This window comes from Streptomyces sp. NPDC045955 (genome assembly GCF_056430805.1).
The window spans coordinates 35,401-48,401 of record NZ_JBWKKY010000024.1; the positions used below are offsets into that span (position 1 = coordinate 35,401).

Annotated in this window: 16 protein-coding genes; 9 read left to right on the plus strand and 7 right to left on the minus strand. The window is 72.5% G+C overall.

Annotated elements, in window-relative coordinates; all coding sequences use genetic code 11:
• Positions 1–8: 8 nt before the first annotated feature.
• Positions 9–704 (minus strand): TnsA-like heteromeric transposase endonuclease subunit, encoded by a 696-nt coding sequence (locus AC07F0_RS34110; protein WP_478983799.1) that lies wholly within the window; start codon positions 702–704, stop codon positions 9–11.
• A 250-nt stretch (positions 705–954) separates the two neighbouring features.
• Here AC07F0_RS34110 and AC07F0_RS34115 point away from each other — a divergent pair, with 250 nt between their 5' ends.
• The gene (locus AC07F0_RS34115) at positions 955–1,584 is read left to right on the plus strand and encodes a PadR family transcriptional regulator (protein ID WP_436727713.1); all 630 of its coding nucleotides are present in this window, start codon (positions 955–957) and stop codon (positions 1,582–1,584) included.
• Positions 1,585–1,662: 78 nt separating this feature from the next.
• Here AC07F0_RS34115 and AC07F0_RS34120 read toward each other — a convergent pair whose 3' ends face one another.
• Positions 1,663–2,091 carry a type II toxin-antitoxin system Rv0910 family toxin gene (locus tag AC07F0_RS34120; protein ID WP_478983800.1) on the minus strand — a complete coding sequence of 143 codons (429 nt, stop codon included), beginning with the start codon at positions 2,089–2,091 and terminating at the stop codon, positions 1,663–1,665.
• 223 nt (positions 2,092–2,314) lie between these two features.
• On the opposite strand from AC07F0_RS34120, the gene AC07F0_RS34125 reads away from it, so the two are divergent.
• The 3 genes from AC07F0_RS34125 (at position 2,315) to AC07F0_RS34135 (ending at position 5,163) form a co-directional block, all read left to right on the plus strand.
• Positions 2,315–2,887, plus strand: a complete 573-nt coding sequence (locus AC07F0_RS34125; RefSeq protein ID WP_436727711.1) for a Clp protease N-terminal domain-containing protein — start codon at positions 2,315–2,317, stop codon at positions 2,885–2,887.
• A gap of 86 nt (positions 2,888–2,973) precedes the next feature.
• Entirely contained in the window at positions 2,974–3,987 is a 1,014-nt protein-coding gene (locus tag AC07F0_RS34130; protein ID WP_478983857.1) for an EamA family transporter, read from the plus strand.
• Between the two features lie 228 nt (positions 3,988–4,215).
• The gene (locus AC07F0_RS34135; RefSeq protein ID WP_478983801.1) at positions 4,216–5,163 is read left to right on the plus strand and encodes a DMT family transporter; all 948 of its coding nucleotides are present in this window, start codon (positions 4,216–4,218) and stop codon (positions 5,161–5,163) included.
• Between the two features lie 31 nt (positions 5,164–5,194).
• On the opposite strand, the gene AC07F0_RS34140 is transcribed toward AC07F0_RS34135, so the two are convergent.
• Positions 5,195–5,878: a pyridoxamine 5'-phosphate oxidase family protein gene (locus AC07F0_RS34140; RefSeq protein ID WP_478983802.1), complete on the minus strand. Its 684-nt coding sequence runs from the start codon at positions 5,876–5,878 to the stop codon at positions 5,195–5,197.
• Positions 5,879–5,913: 35 nt separating this feature from the next.
• Here AC07F0_RS34140 and AC07F0_RS34145 point away from each other — a divergent pair, with 35 nt between their 5' ends.
• Positions 5,914–7,245: an aminotransferase class I/II-fold pyridoxal phosphate-dependent enzyme gene (locus tag AC07F0_RS34145; protein ID WP_478983803.1), complete on the plus strand. Its 1,332-nt coding sequence runs from the start codon at positions 5,914–5,916 to the stop codon at positions 7,243–7,245.
• 29 nt (positions 7,246–7,274) lie between these two features.
• Here the strand turns inward: AC07F0_RS34145 and AC07F0_RS34150 are convergent, their stop codons facing one another.
• Positions 7,275–8,213: a DMT family transporter gene (locus tag AC07F0_RS34150; RefSeq protein ID WP_478983804.1), complete on the minus strand. Its 939-nt coding sequence runs from the start codon at positions 8,211–8,213 to the stop codon at positions 7,275–7,277.
• Between the two features lie 75 nt (positions 8,214–8,288).
• Here AC07F0_RS34150 and AC07F0_RS34155 point away from each other — a divergent pair, with 75 nt between their 5' ends.
• Complete coding sequence (locus AC07F0_RS34155; RefSeq protein ID WP_436727707.1) at positions 8,289–9,191, plus strand: LysR family transcriptional regulator; 903 nt, start codon at positions 8,289–8,291, stop codon at positions 9,189–9,191.
• 15 nt (positions 9,192–9,206) lie between these two features.
• Here AC07F0_RS34155 and AC07F0_RS34160 read toward each other — a convergent pair whose 3' ends face one another.
• Complete coding sequence (locus tag AC07F0_RS34160; protein ID WP_436727706.1) at positions 9,207–9,677, minus strand: pyridoxamine 5'-phosphate oxidase family protein; 471 nt, start codon at positions 9,675–9,677, stop codon at positions 9,207–9,209.
• 140 nt (positions 9,678–9,817) lie between these two features.
• Between AC07F0_RS34160 and AC07F0_RS34165 the strand changes: the two genes are divergently transcribed.
• Positions 9,818–10,468: a cysteine hydrolase family protein gene (locus AC07F0_RS34165; protein WP_478983805.1), complete on the plus strand. Its 651-nt coding sequence runs from the start codon at positions 9,818–9,820 to the stop codon at positions 10,466–10,468.
• Here AC07F0_RS34165 and AC07F0_RS34170 read toward each other — a convergent pair.
• Positions 10,455–10,916 (minus strand): Rieske (2Fe-2S) protein, encoded by a 462-nt coding sequence (locus AC07F0_RS34170; RefSeq protein ID WP_478983806.1) that lies wholly within the window; start codon positions 10,914–10,916, stop codon positions 10,455–10,457. The genes AC07F0_RS34165 and AC07F0_RS34170 overlap by 14 nt on opposite strands.
• A 196-nt stretch (positions 10,917–11,112) precedes the next feature.
• Here AC07F0_RS34170 and AC07F0_RS34175 point away from each other — a divergent pair, with 196 nt between their 5' ends.
• Both AC07F0_RS34175 and AC07F0_RS34180 read left to right on the plus strand, forming a co-directional pair.
• The gene (locus AC07F0_RS34175; RefSeq protein ID WP_478983807.1) at positions 11,113–11,868 is read left to right on the plus strand and encodes a HipA family kinase; all 756 of its coding nucleotides are present in this window, start codon (positions 11,113–11,115) and stop codon (positions 11,866–11,868) included.
• The gene (locus tag AC07F0_RS34180) at positions 11,865–12,278 is read left to right on the plus strand and encodes a DUF3037 domain-containing protein (RefSeq protein WP_478983808.1); all 414 of its coding nucleotides are present in this window, start codon (positions 11,865–11,867) and stop codon (positions 12,276–12,278) included. The genes AC07F0_RS34175 and AC07F0_RS34180 overlap by 4 nt, the downstream gene beginning before the upstream one ends.
• Positions 12,279–12,295: 17 nt before the next feature.
• Here the strand turns inward: AC07F0_RS34180 and AC07F0_RS34185 are convergent, their stop codons facing one another.
• On the minus strand, positions 12,296–12,730 hold the full coding sequence (locus AC07F0_RS34185; protein WP_478983809.1) for an excalibur calcium-binding protein: 435 nt from the start codon (positions 12,728–12,730) through the stop codon (positions 12,296–12,298).
• Positions 12,731–13,001: the final 271 nt, after the last annotated feature.

Genomic DNA, 13,001 nt, shown 5'->3' on the forward strand with positions numbered 1-13,001 from the left:
CTTCCCGGTCACCGGCCAGCTCCGTTGGCTGAGTGGACGATCGTGCGCGGACCCAGCAACTCGACCGTCATCGCCTCGGAGGTCAGATCCTGGGTCCAGAGGAGGTGGAACAGCACAGGCAGCGTCAACAGCCGATCCCCGGCTGCGTCTGCCCCCACCATGAGAGGTCCCGGGGCTGCGAAGACCTCCCGGAGCCGGGCAGCCGCCAGGTGGTGCAGACACCGTGGGTGCCGGTAGCGCGACAGCCACCGGACATTCGCGAGCAGCGCCGCGTCCGGTGTCCCCAGCCGCTCGAACCTCCACCCGGCCTGGACGCAGACTCGGCGAGTCACCTCAAACGCTTCGGCGTCCTTCGGCTCCATCCGCTCGTCCGCACGCACATCGACGACCACCGCCGAGCCGTCCGCGCGGCGCACGAAGTCCGGGGCGTGCCGACGCTCCCGCTCACCGTCATGCCAGTGCAGCCAGGACGGCTGCGAGCCGATCCCCACCACGCTCGGATCGAAGTCCATCAGCAGCAGTCGGTCCCGTTCCAGCCACGACTCAAAGCCGACGTGCCGCCCGGGCGTCGCTGACCGGTACCAGCCCGGGAACTGACGCTCACCGCGCGACCAGCGAAACGTACGCACCGGTTCGACATCCTCGAACCGGCCCGTCACACAGTCCCGCAGCGGACGCCGACGACGCCCGTGCACCGCGTCCACCTACGACAACTCGATGCACGGCCCCGCCTGATCCACCCCAGCCGGTACAGCCATCCAGCACCCCTAGCGCACTCAGCCGCGCGACTAGCTTCGCTGACACAGAGGCCCGAACGACTCGGTTCGTTGAGAAAACGACTCGATTGAGTGAGACGGGTCAGGACGGTACGGACACGACCTTGCCAACCGAGCCGCTAGCGATATATCGTTGAGGCATCGCGACAGATCAACGATGGAATGGAGAGTGTTTGCGATGCATACTCACGGATTCGAGCACGGACATGGCCACGGCGGACCCCGTCACGGTGGCCGGGGCGGATTCGAGGCGCTGCGTGCCGCCTTCGGGCCCTTTGGGCCGGGCGGTCCGGGCTGGGGCGGGCCCGGTGGTCCGGGCTTCGGCCCCGGACCCTGGGGCGGACGAGGGCGCGGCGGGCCGAGGGGAAGGGCGCGGCGCGGTGACGTGCGGGCCTCGATCCTGGCCCTGCTCAAGGACCGGCCGATGCACGGCTACGAGATGATCCAGGAGATCGCCGAGCGCAGCGGCGGGGCGTGGAAGCCCAGTCCCGGCTCGGTGTACCCCACCCTTCAGCTGCTGGAGGACGAGGGGCTGATCACGAGTGAGTCCGAGGGCGGCAAGAAGCTGTTCGCGCTCACCGAGGCGGGTCGCGCCGCGGCCGAAGAAGGACCCGAGGCGCCCTGGGAGGAGGCCTCCCGCGGGGTCGACTGGGAGGCTCTCGGGGAGATCCGCCAGGCCGGCTTCGGTCTCATGGAGGCCTTCGGGCAGGTCTGGAAGACCGGCAGCAAGGAGCAGCGGGAGAAGGCGCTCGGCGTCATCAACGAAGCCCGCAAGAAGCTGTATCTGATCCTCGCCGACGAGGACTGACGATCGCGGCGCTGGGCAGGCGCCCCGTGGAGTGATCCACGGGGCGCCTCTGCTTGCGCCGGACCGCCTGGGGCGTCGTCAGGTCACCAGCCCGTCCAGTCCGCGCAGCGACTCGTTCAGGGCGGCCGTGGCCGAGTCCCTGAGCCTGCCCGCCATCAGCGACACCGTCGCGCCCGTGAACTCGCCGTCGATGCGGACCGTCGTCGCGTCGCCGTCGGGCGTGAGGGTGTAGCGCGTCGCCACGGTCACGCCCATCGGGCCCTTGCCGCGGATGGCGAGCACCCGGGCCGGTTCGAGTGCCTCGACAGTCCACTCCACCTCGGCCGGGAAGCTCATCAGCCGCATGTTCTCCCGGAACGTCGCGCCCACGTCGAGGGGGTCGGGGCCGCCCTCCGGAAAGCTCGTGTGGGTCGCGTTCCACTCGCTGTACGAGGGCCAGTCCGTGAGCCTGGCCCACACCTTCTCGGCCGGCGCCCCGATGCGTGCCTCCGCGCTGACTTCGGCCATGCGACCACCTCTTCACGTCGGGCTGGATGTCGCGGAACGTAGCGGCGACGGTCGCAATGTTCAATACTGACGAACTGTCAGGTGCGCTGCGATCGCAGCGCGGAAGAGCCTGATGTCCTCCGCAAGGAGGAGATTCCAGCCGGCGATGTCCACTTCCCGTGGGACGCGAAAATGCTCCCCTCCGGGGATGCCCCCGGCGTCCGGGACTGATGAGGTGGAGGATGTGCAACCCCGTATCCCCCGCCAGTCGGCCCATGAGCACGGCATCAACCGCGCGGAGCGCGATGCCAGGCTCAGTGACGAGCTGGCATCGGTGGTCACCGGTGCCCGCCGCAGAGCCGTCAGGGATGCGGACCGGCAGGTCGACACGGCCCATCTGCTCCACTCGCTGCTGGAGTCCGACCCGCAGGCGCGTGCCGTCTTCGGTGACGGGCCGCAGATCGCGCGGCTGCTCGGCTACCTCGTCCAGCGCAGCATCGGCTACGGCCTGCGCTGGCAGAACGGCGTCGAGGACTCCGGCGCGGTCCCCGTCGTGACGGAGACCGCGGGCCTCTCGCCGCTGGCCGCGGCCTCGATGGAGTACGCCTGCGAACGCGCCGCGCGGCACGGCGGTCCGGCCCGCGGCGTCGATCTGCTCGCGGCGATCGTCCTCGACCCCCAGGCGCGCGCGGTCGAGGTGCTCCGACGCGCCGGGATCGATCCGCACGCGGTGCTCGCCAGGATCGACGGCCGGAGCGACCGGCCTCAGGAGTGTGGGTCCGAGGAGTGCGTCCGAGGTGGCGAAGCCGCTCACTGACCGGGCCTTCGCGGAGCCGCTCGCCCCGTCCAGGCAGTGAGACAGGTGCCATAGGGGGTGACGCTCCTGTCATGGCCTGCCATCATGTGCCGGTGCGTACGTCTGACAGCAGCCACAGCAACCCCAGCGGGCACGGCAAGGGCGTAGGGCTCGGCCTCGCGCTCCTGTCCGCGGTCGCCTTCGGCGGATCCGGTGTCGCCGCCAAGCCGCTGATCGAGGCGGGCTTGGACCCCCTGCACGTGGTGTGGCTGCGCGTGACCGGGGCGGCCCTGGTGATGCTGCCGCTCGCCGTGCGCCACCGCGCGCTGGTGCGCCGCCGCCCCGGACTGCTCGCCGGGTTCGGGCTGCTGGCCGTCGCCGGCGTCCAGGCCTGCTACTTCGCCTCGCTCTCCCGTATTCCCGTCGGAGTGGCGCTGCTCATCGAGTACCTGGCGCCAGCCCTCGTGCTGGGCTGGGTGCGCTTCGTGCAGCAGCGGCCCGTGACGCGCGCCGCGGCGGTCGGTGTCGTCCTCGCGGTGGGCGGGCTGGCGTGTGTCGTCGAGGTGTGGTCGGGGCTCCGCTTCGACGCCCTGGGGCTGCTGCTCGCCCTGGGCGCGGCCTGCTGCCAGGTCGGCTACTTCGTCCTCTCCGACCAGGGCGGCGACGCCGGGGACGAGGCGCCCGACCCGCTCGGCGTCATCGCCTACGGCCTGCTCGTCGGCGCGGCCGTACTGACCGTCATCGCCCGGCCCTGGAGCCTGGACTGGTCCGCGCTCTCCGGCACCGCGCGCATGGACGGCTCGCCCGTCCCCGCGGTCGCCCTGCTGTCCTGGATCGTCCTCGTCGCCACGGTCGTCGCGTACGTGACCGGCGTGCTCGCCGTGCGCCGGCTCTCCCCGCAGGTCGCCGGTGTCGTGGCCTGTCTCGAAGCGGTCATCGCCACGGTCCTGGCCTGGATCCTCCTCGGCGAGCACCTGTCGGCGCCACAGCTCGCCGGCGGCGTGATCGTGCTGGTGGGCGCGTTCATCGCGCAGTCCTCGACGCCCGCCAAGGGTTCCGGAGGGCCGGTGGCGAGCGGCGGCCCGGAAAGGAAGTTGTCCCGGCCCGGAACGGCCGCATAAGGTGCCGATCATGCCTTCGAACGCACGCGTTCTTCCGCCTCCGGCCGCCTGAGGCGGGCCCTCCGGAAACCGCGCCCGGCATGTCACCGCCGGGCCGAACGGTGCTGCCCGCAGACGAAGTCCGCGGACCCCGCTGATCCGACGTGATCCGGGGCCCTTCCCGAACTTCCGCGCACCAGCCGCCGCCGATCACGCGCGGCGTGCCGTGCGCGTCTGCGGAGAGAACACGTGTCGAACACTGCCTCCGGCCTGCCCGTCGGGCGAGGCCTCCTCTATCTGATCGTCGCCGGTGCCGCCTGGGGCACCGCGGGCGCGGCCGCCTCACTGGTCTACCGGGCCAGCGACATGGGGCCCGTCGCCCTCTCCTTCTGGCGCTGCGCCGCCGGTCTCGTGCTGCTGCTCGCCGTCCGCCTCTTCCGGCCGCGCGCCCGGTCCGCCGCACGCGGACCGCTCGGCCGACGGGCGTTGCGGGCCGGGGTCACCGGACTCGGGCTCGCGGTGTTCCAGACCGCCTACTTCGCGGCCGTCTCCGCCACCGGCCTCGCCGTCGCCACGGTCGTCACCCTCGGCGCCGGGCCCGTGCTGATCGCGCTCGGCGCCCGGCTGACGCTCGCCGAGCGGCTCGGCCGGGGCGGAACCGCCGCCGTCGCGGGTGCCCTCGCCGGACTCGCGGTCCTCGTCCTCGGCGGCGGGGGCGCGACCGTGCGCCCGTGGGGTGTCCTGCTCGCGCTGGTGTCGGCGGCCGGGTACAGCCTGATGACGCTTCTCACCCGCCGGTGGGGTCGCGACGGCGAGGCCGACGCCTCCCGGACGACCGTCGGGGCGTTCGCCGTCACGAGCCTGTGCCTGTTGCCGTTCGCCCTGGCCGAGGGGCTGCTGCCGCACACCGAGGAGCCCGGCCGGCTCCTGGTCCTGATGGCGTACGTCGCCGCCGTCCCCACGGCCCTCGCCTACGGCCTCTACTTCGCGGGCGCGGCCGTCGTACGGTCGGCCACCGTGTCGGTGATCATGCTGCTGGAGCCGGTGAGCGCGGCGGTGCTCGCCGTCGTCCTGCTCGGCGAGCACCTCACGGGGGCGACACTGGCCGGCACCGTGCTGATGCTGGGCTCGGTCGTGGGGCTCGCCGTGGGCGAGGCGCGGGGTGCCAGGACCCGGGAGCCGGTGGTGCTGGTGTGACATCACCGACCCCTCACGTCCGGGCGTGACGTCACCGCGCCGTCAGGTAGTCGGGCAGTTCGGTGCCGGGGGCCAGGTCGTGGTTGGCGACCGGGGTGCCGTAGCCCATGCGCAGGGGGACGACACCGGCCCAGTGGGGGAGGGCGAGGTCCTCGGGTTCGTCGTTCGCGCCGCCGGTGCGGACCTTGGCCGAGACCTCGTCCAGGTCCAGGCGGATCACCGCGGTGGCGGCCAGCTCCTTCTTGTTGGCCGGCCGCGAGTCGGCGGAGCGGCCCTGGACGACCTGGTCGACCAGGGCGTCCAGGGCCTGCCGCTTCTCCTCGGGGTCCGTCACGTCATGGGCGACGCCGTGCACCACCACGGAGCGGTAGTTGATCGAGTGGTGGAAGGCCGAGCGGGCCAGGACGAGTCCGTCCACGTGCGTGACGGTCAGGCAGACCGGGAGACCCGAGTCGGCCTGGCCGGCCTCCCGCAGCGGGCGCGAGCCGGTCGAGCCGTGCACATAGAGCCGCTCGCCGGTCCGGGCGTACAGGGTGGGCAGCACGACCGGCGCGCCGTCGCGGACGAAGCCCAGATGGCAGACGTAGGCCTCGTCGAGGATCGAGTGCACCAAGTCCTTGTCGTACGAGGCCTTGTGCGCGGCGCGCGTGGGGACGGTGCGGTCGGTCGGGGTGTAGGCGTCGGGCTGCGACGGCGTCTGCGTGGTCCCCTGCATGGTGCTCTCCATTGTATTAGTGCATAATGAGCTTTGTGCTAGGAGAGTATCGGATCAGTGGGAGTCGTGCAGCGGAGATTTCCGCGAGCATTGAGCGGGCGGTGGGCAGCGGTGAGCTGTCGCCGGGTCAACTGCTGCCGCCCATGCGGGAGTTGGCGGAGCGGTTGGGGGTGAATCCCAACACGGTCGCGGCCGCGTACCGGACCCTGCGCGAGCGCGGGGTCATCGAGACCGCGGGCCGGCGCGGCAGTCGGGTGCGGGCCGCGCCGGCCACGACCGGGCGGGACCACATCAGGGTGGACGTACCCGACGGTGTGCGTGACGTGGCGAACGGCAATCCGGATCCGGCGCTGCTGCCGCCGCTCGCCGGGGCGTTCGCGGCGGCGGCAGCCGAGGGCGACCGCGCGCCCGTGCTGTACGGGGCCGATCCGCTGGAGCCGGAGCTGGCCCGGATGGCCCGCGCCGGTCTCGACGCCGACGGAGTGCCGGACGGGCCGCTCGCCGTGGTCTCCGGCGCACTCGACGGCGTCGAACGGGTGCTCGCCGCCCACCTCAAACCCGGAGACGCCGTCGCTGTGGAGGACCCCGGCTGGGGCCGCACCCTCGACCTCGTGCCGGCGCTCGGGCTCAGGACCGTCCCCGTCGGGGTCGACGACGAGGGACCCGTCGCCGACGACGTACGGCGGGTGCTGGAGTCCGGGGCGCGTGCGCTGATCGTCACGGACCGGGCGCAGAACCCGACCGGCGCCGCGGTGAGCGCCGGGCGCGCGTGTGCCCTGCGGTCCGTGCTCCGCGAGCACCCGGAGACCCTCCTCATCGAGGACGACCACGGGCACGGCATCGTCGACGTGCCCCTCCACTCCCTGGCCGGCGCCACCCGGCACTGGGCGTTCGTACGCTCGGCCGCCAAGGCCTATGGACCCGATCTGCGCCTCGCCCTGCTCACCGGGGACGCCGTCACCGTCGACCGGGTCCGCGGCCGGCAACGGCTCGCACCCGGCTGGGTGAGCCTGCTGATGCAGCGGGCGCTGGTGCGGCTGTGGGCCGACGGGGCGGTGGACACGGGCGCGGTGGCGGCGGCGTACGGGAGGCGCCGGGACGCGCTGATCGGCGCGCTCGGCCGGCGTGGTGTCGTCGCGCACGGGCGCAGCGGTATGAACGTGTGGGTGCCCGTGCCGGACGAGACGGGCGCCGTCGCCCGGCTGCTGCACGCCGGCTGGGCCGTCGCCCCCGGCGCCCGCTTCCGGCTGAGCGCACCGCCCGGCATCCGGGTCACCGTCTCGACGCTCACCGAGAACGAGACCGAGCCCCTGGCCGACGCGATCGCCTCGGCCCTGGGACCGGCTCCGGCGCGGAGTTATGTCTGAGGCTTCCCGGTCGGGTGGGCGGGGCTCCCTCACCCCCGAGGCTTCGGCCGTACCTGCGTAAGTGCCGCGCCGATCAGGACGATCACCGCGCCGACCGGGGTCGACCAGGTGAGCGACTCGCCGAGGAGGGCGACGCCCGCGGCGGTGGCGATGACCGGGATGAAGTACGTGACCATCTGGGCGGTCGTCGGTCCGACCTCGGCGACCAGGCCGTACTGGAGGAGGACGGCGAGGCCCGTGCCCAGTGCGCCCAGGGCGGCGATCGCCAGCAGCGGGCCGACGGACAGGCTGGTGGGCAGGGTGGTGAACAGCGGGGTGACGACGGCCAGTTGGACCGTCGCGAGGAGCAACTGCGCGCCCGTCATCGCCAGGTGCGAGTGGCTGGTGCCGGCCAGGGTGCGGCGGACGTAGATCCAGCCGATCGGGTAGCTGAGGGAGGCCAGCAGGGCCAGCGCCGTGCCGGTGGCGTCCAGGCCGTGGAAGCCCTGCCACGCGCCCAGCACCGTGAGTACTCCCAGGAAGCCGAGCCCGAGCCCGGCGACCCGCACCCGGGTCGGGCGGTCCTCCGACAGGGCCACCAGTGACAGCGCCATGCCCCACAGCGGCGAGGTCGCGTTGCAGATGCCCGCGAGCGTGGACGGGATGGTCAGCTCGGCGTACGCGAACAGCGAGAACGGCAGGGCGTTGAGCAGGAACGCGGCGACCGCCAGATGCCCCCACGTGCGCGCCCCGCGCGGCAGTCGCTCCCGGCGCACCGCCATCGCGGCGGCCAGCACCGCCGTACCGAACACCAGTCGGCCGAGCGTCACCTGGAACGGCGCGTATCCCTCGGTGCCCACCTTGATCAGGAGGAAGCTGAAGCCCCAGATCAAGGACAGGGCGGCGAAGCGCAGACGCCAGTCGAGGCGGCGACGGGGGCGGTCGCCCGAAGGGGTGGCGACCCGGCTGGGGGTGGTGACGATGCTCATGGAAAACACGATGCCGGGCCGGAACCTCGTAGCACAATCGAGATTTCACGCCCGGTATTGCGTAGCATTGCTTACATGTTGAACCTGGAGCGCCTGCGTACCCTCGACGCCCTCGCCCGGCACGGCTCGGTCAGCGGCGCGGCCGAGGGGCTGCACATCACGACCTCCGCGGTCTCCCAGCAGATGTCCAAGCTGGAGCGGGAGGTCGGCCAGCGGCTCCTCGCCAAGAACGGCCGGGGCGTGCGGCTCACCGACGCGGGCCGGCTGCTCGCCGAGCACGCCGCGCGCATCCTCTCCCAGGTCGAACTCGCCCAGTCCGACTTGGAGGCGCAGCGCGGGCAGGTCGTCGGCGAGCTGAGACTCTCGGCGTTCCCGACGGCCGCCCGCGGCCTGTTCCCGCTCGCGCTGCCCGAGCTGCGCGAGCGGCATCCGGCGCTCCGGCTGCGCTCCTGCGAGCTGGAGCCGGAGGCCGCCCTCGCCGGGGTGGTGCGCGGCGACCTCGACCTCGCGGTGGTGCTCGACTGGTACAACAAGCCGATGGCGCTGCCCGACGGCCTGGTCAAGGCGTCGATCATGGACGACCCCGCCGATGTCGCCCTGCCCGCGGACCACCGTCTCGCCGGGCGGGACGAGGTGGATCTCGCCGAGTTCGCCGACGACGAGTGGATCACCTGGGGCGAGGGGGAGTTCTGCCACGAGTGGCTGATGTTCACGCTCCGCTCGAAGGGCATCGAGCCGCTCATCGGCCACCGCGCCGCCGAGACCCACACCCAGCTCGCGCTGGTCGCCGCCGGCCTCGGCGTGTGTGTCGCCCCGCTGCTCGGCCGCCGTCCCGTGCCCGCCGGGGTCGTGACCGTCCCCGTCAGACAGCGGGTCCGGCGGCATGTGTACGTGGTCTGGCGCGCGGACGCCGACCGCCGCCCGTCGATCCGGGCCGCGGTGAAGGCCCTCCAGGCGGCGGGGGAGAGCCTCGGCTGAACCCGGGCCGCGGTGCTACCGGGCCGAAAGCTTGCGGAAGTCCCAGGAGACTATCTTCTGCGGCGTCAGACGTATCCAGGCGTGCCGGCCGTCGTGCGGCATCTCTTCCAGGCGGAAGTTCTTCCTGGCGAACAGCGTCTCGGGGACGTCGAGTTCGGCGCGCAGCTCGCCGGTGCGCGGGATCTCGCCCACGAACTCGACGATGCCCGACAGCTCGACGCCGCGCAGCTCGTCGTACTCCTCGCCGGTGTCGACCACGATCGCCACCCGCGGATCGCGCCGCAGGTCGGTCCAGCGTTTGCTGCGCACGACCGAGTACAGCCACATCGAGGTGCCGTCCCAGGCGAACCACAGGGTGCTCACATGTGGGGCGCCGTCGGCCGACACCGTGGCGACCCGGCAGGTGCGCTGCGTGGTGAGGAAATCGTCCAGCTCGCCAGGCGTCATCATGATCTTACGGCCCCGGCGCTGCTGAGTGACGGTCATGCTCCCCCTCTTTCCTTCTTCTCTCACGTCGTGTCAGAGGAGATCCTCTGACATCACGTCAGAAAAGAATGAGTTCTCTTCCGTCCGTGCGCAATGGTGGCTACGCTCGCGCGCCCAGCCGCCGGCGCCCAGGAGGGACCGTGCCCGCGTACGCAGAGCTCAGCGAACTCCTCGATCCGCCCACCACCGTGCTGCTCACCGTCGAGTGCCAGGAGGGCGTCGTCGGGGCGGACGGCGCCCTGCCCGAACTCGCCGAGCAGGCACGCGAGGGCGGAGTGCTCGCCAACGTCGCCCGACTGGTGGCCGCCGCCCACGCGGGCGGTGTCCAGGTCGTCCACGCCCTCGCCGAGCGCCGCCCCGACGGCCGCGGGGCCAGCCGCAACGCCCCTCTGTTCCGGGCCGCCGAACGCCTGCCCGTCCAGCAGGTGTCCGGCACCCCGGCGGTGCGGGTCGCGGCCCCGATCGAGGTCGCCGAGGAGGACCTCGTCCTACGGCGCCTGCACGGGCTGTCGCCCCTCCAGGGCACCGATGCCGACCCACTGCTGCGCAACCTCGGCTGCCGCACGCTGATCGTCACCGGGGTCTCGGCCAACGTGGCCGTTCCCAATGCCGTGTTCGACGCCGTGAACCGTGGCTACACCGCCGTCGTCCCGGCGGACGCCATCGCGGGAGTGCCGTCCGACTACACCCGTGGGGTGATCCGCCACACCCTCGCGTTGGTCGCCACGGTCGCGACCACGGACGAGGTGCTGGCGTGTCTGGAGCGCCCGCGGGGGCTCAGGCGAGCGTGATGGAGTCGCCGTTCACGCTGATCTGTTTGGCCGCCAGCGGTTCGACCGCAGGCCCCTTCTTCACGCTCCCGTCGAGCACGGAGAACTGACTGCCGTGGCAGGTGCAGGAGATGATGTCGTCCTTGAGGTCCACCATCGGACAGTCGCGGTGGGTGCAGAGCGTCGAGAAGGCCTTGTAGTCGCCCGCCGCCGGCTGGGAGACCACGACCTTCTCGTCCTTGAAGATCTTGCCGCTGCCCTCGGGGATCTCGGAGGTCTTGGCGAGCGCCGCACCACCGGCTCCCTCGTTCGTCGCGCCGCCGCCGGCGCCCTGTTCGGTGGATGCATCGGACGCCTTGTCCTCCGATCCGCACGCCGTCAGCGCCACGGTGAGCCCTGCCGCGCCCACCGCCGCCACGACGCCACGGCGGCTCGGTCCCGACTTCGGCTGAACTGATTCGCTGGTCATGCTGACGTTCCTTCCGGGGATTCGTGATCTGCCGAGAGGTACGGCCCCTGGGGACCGGCTGTTCAGACGGTGCCGAAATCCTGACCGGTGCGCGGAACGAGGTGGGTAAAGCGGCGCTGTCGATTCGCTGTCGGGTTCCGGGCCGCCCCCGCGAGGCCGGCGCCGGCGGGCTCGTGTGCGTCAGTAACCTGGGTCGATGCTCAAGGAAGTGATCGCGACCCGCTACATCACGCCCCTGCGTGAGGGCGGTTCGCTGCCGGGACTCGTCGAGGCCGACGACTTCGGGACGTATGTCCTGAAGTTCACCGGCGCGGGACAGGGGCGCAAGACGCTCGTCGCCGAGGTGGTCTGCGGGGAACTCGCCCGCCGGCTGGGGCTGCGCGTGCCGCGCCTGGTCACGGTCGAACTCGACGCGGAGCTGGGGCTCGGCGAACCCGACCAGGAGGTGCAGAGCCTGCTCCGGTCCAGCGGCGGCACCAACCTCGGCATGGACTTCCTCTCCGGCGCGCTCGGCTTCGACCCGCTCGCCTTCCCGGTCCGCCCCGGAGAGGCCGGGCGGATCGTCTGGTTCGACGCGCTGGTCAACAACGTCGACCGGTCCTGGCGCAACCCCAACCTGCTGATGTGGCGGGGCGAGCTGTGGCTCGTCGACCACGGGGCGACCATGATCTGGCACCACAACTGGCCCGGCGCGCAGGGCTCCGCGGCCCGCCCGTACGACGCCGCCGACCACGCCCTGGCGCCCTTCGCGCCCGATGTCGCCGCCGCCGCGGCCGAGTTGGCGCCCCGGGTCACCGAGGAGCTGCTCGCCGACGTCACCGCGCAGATCCCGGACGCCTGGCTGACGGGCGAGCCCGGCTTCGACACGCCGGACGACCTGAGGCAGGCCTACGCGCGGCCCCTGCTCGCACGGGCCGCCGTCATCCACGACCGCATCCAGGGGATCAAGTGAGCGACCGGCACATCATCAAGGGCGGACCGCGCGACCGCCAGATCTACGAGTACGCCGTCCTGCGCGTCGTCCCGCGCGTCGAGCGCGGCGAGTGCATCAACGCCGGAGTGCTCGTCTACTGCCGTGCCGAGTCCTACCTCGGCGCCCGCATCCACCTCGACGATGCCCGCCTGCTGGCCCTCGACCCCCGCGCCGACGTGGCCGGGGTCCGAGCCGCGCTGAGGGCCGTGGAGGGAGTGTGCGCGGGTGGGACAGCGGCCGGCCAGGCGTCTTCCGACGACCCGGGCCGCCGCTTCCGCTGGCTCGTCGCCCCCCGCTCCACGATCGTCCAGCCCGGCCCCGTCCACACCGGCCTGACCACGGACCCGGCGGCGGAGACCGACCGTTTGCTGGACCTGCTGGTGAGATGACCGACGCGCCGCGGCCGTCAGCGCCGGCGGCGCTTCACGGCGTAACCGGCGGCGACGGCGGCACCCGCCGCGAAGGCCAGACCGACGGCGACCTCCCAGTCGCTCGGCCCCGAAGCCACCGCACCCCCGATCCCGCCACGCACGCCTCGCCCCGGGGCGCCGGTGGGAGTGGCGGTGACGGGGGCGGAGGGGCTGACGGAGGGGCCGGTAGAGCCGCTGGGGGAGATGACACCGCGGCGGGCCAAGGCCTCGCATGCGATGCCGTCGTCCGGGCCCTGGTCCTCGTCGAGCCTGTTCGGATCACTCGGATCCGCGTCGAAGACGGCCTGCGCGTCCTCCTGGAAGGAGAAGTCGCGGCAGTCCAGGTCCTGCCGGGCGTGAGCGGGGCCGGCCAACGGCACGATCGCCGCGACCGCGAACAGCGTGCCTATGGCACCGGTACGACGGCGCATGGGGTGCCTCCCTCTCGGACCCCGAGTGACTCGTGCTCCGAAGCTAGCCGTGTCCGCAAAGTCCCGCCTGCCCCGCGACGCCTGGCACGTACTCTCGCCGCACCGGACGAAGCCCCAAGTACATCCAGTACGAGGGACTCCGCCCGGCGCACCGAGAGCACGCACCAGACGCCGCGGGGCCCGCCCTCCGGGCGGACAACGGGACTTTGCGGACACGACCTGGGCGCGCAGCGGCACCACGGCGCGCGGCCGTAGGCCGATCGGGTGTTCC

Coding starts and splice junctions, on each gene's coding strand:
- AC07F0_RS34115 (WP_436727713.1), top strand. CDS start 955: ATGCATACTCACGGATTCGAGCACGGACATGGCCACGGCGGACCCCGT.
- AC07F0_RS34120 (WP_478983800.1), bottom strand. CDS start 2,091: ATGGCCGAAGTCAGCGCGGAGGCACGCATCGGGGCGCCGGCCGAGAAG.
- AC07F0_RS34140 (WP_478983802.1), bottom strand. CDS start 5,878: ATGCAGGGGACCACGCAGACGCCGTCGCAGCCCGACGCCTACACCCCG.
- AC07F0_RS34150 (WP_478983804.1), bottom strand. CDS start 8,213: ATGAGCATCGTCACCACCCCCAGCCGGGTCGCCACCCCTTCGGGCGAC.
- AC07F0_RS34155 (WP_436727707.1), top strand. CDS start 8,289: ATGTTGAACCTGGAGCGCCTGCGTACCCTCGACGCCCTCGCCCGGCAC.
- AC07F0_RS34160 (WP_436727706.1), bottom strand. CDS start 9,677: ATGACCGTCACTCAGCAGCGCCGGGGCCGTAAGATCATGATGACGCCT.
- AC07F0_RS34170 (WP_478983806.1), bottom strand. CDS start 10,916: ATGACCAGCGAATCAGTTCAGCCGAAGTCGGGACCGAGCCGCCGTGGC.
- AC07F0_RS34175 (WP_478983807.1), top strand. CDS start 11,113: ATGCTCAAGGAAGTGATCGCGACCCGCTACATCACGCCCCTGCGTGAG.
- AC07F0_RS34185 (WP_478983809.1), bottom strand. CDS start 12,730: ATGCGCCGTCGTACCGGTGCCATAGGCACGCTGTTCGCGGTCGCGGCG.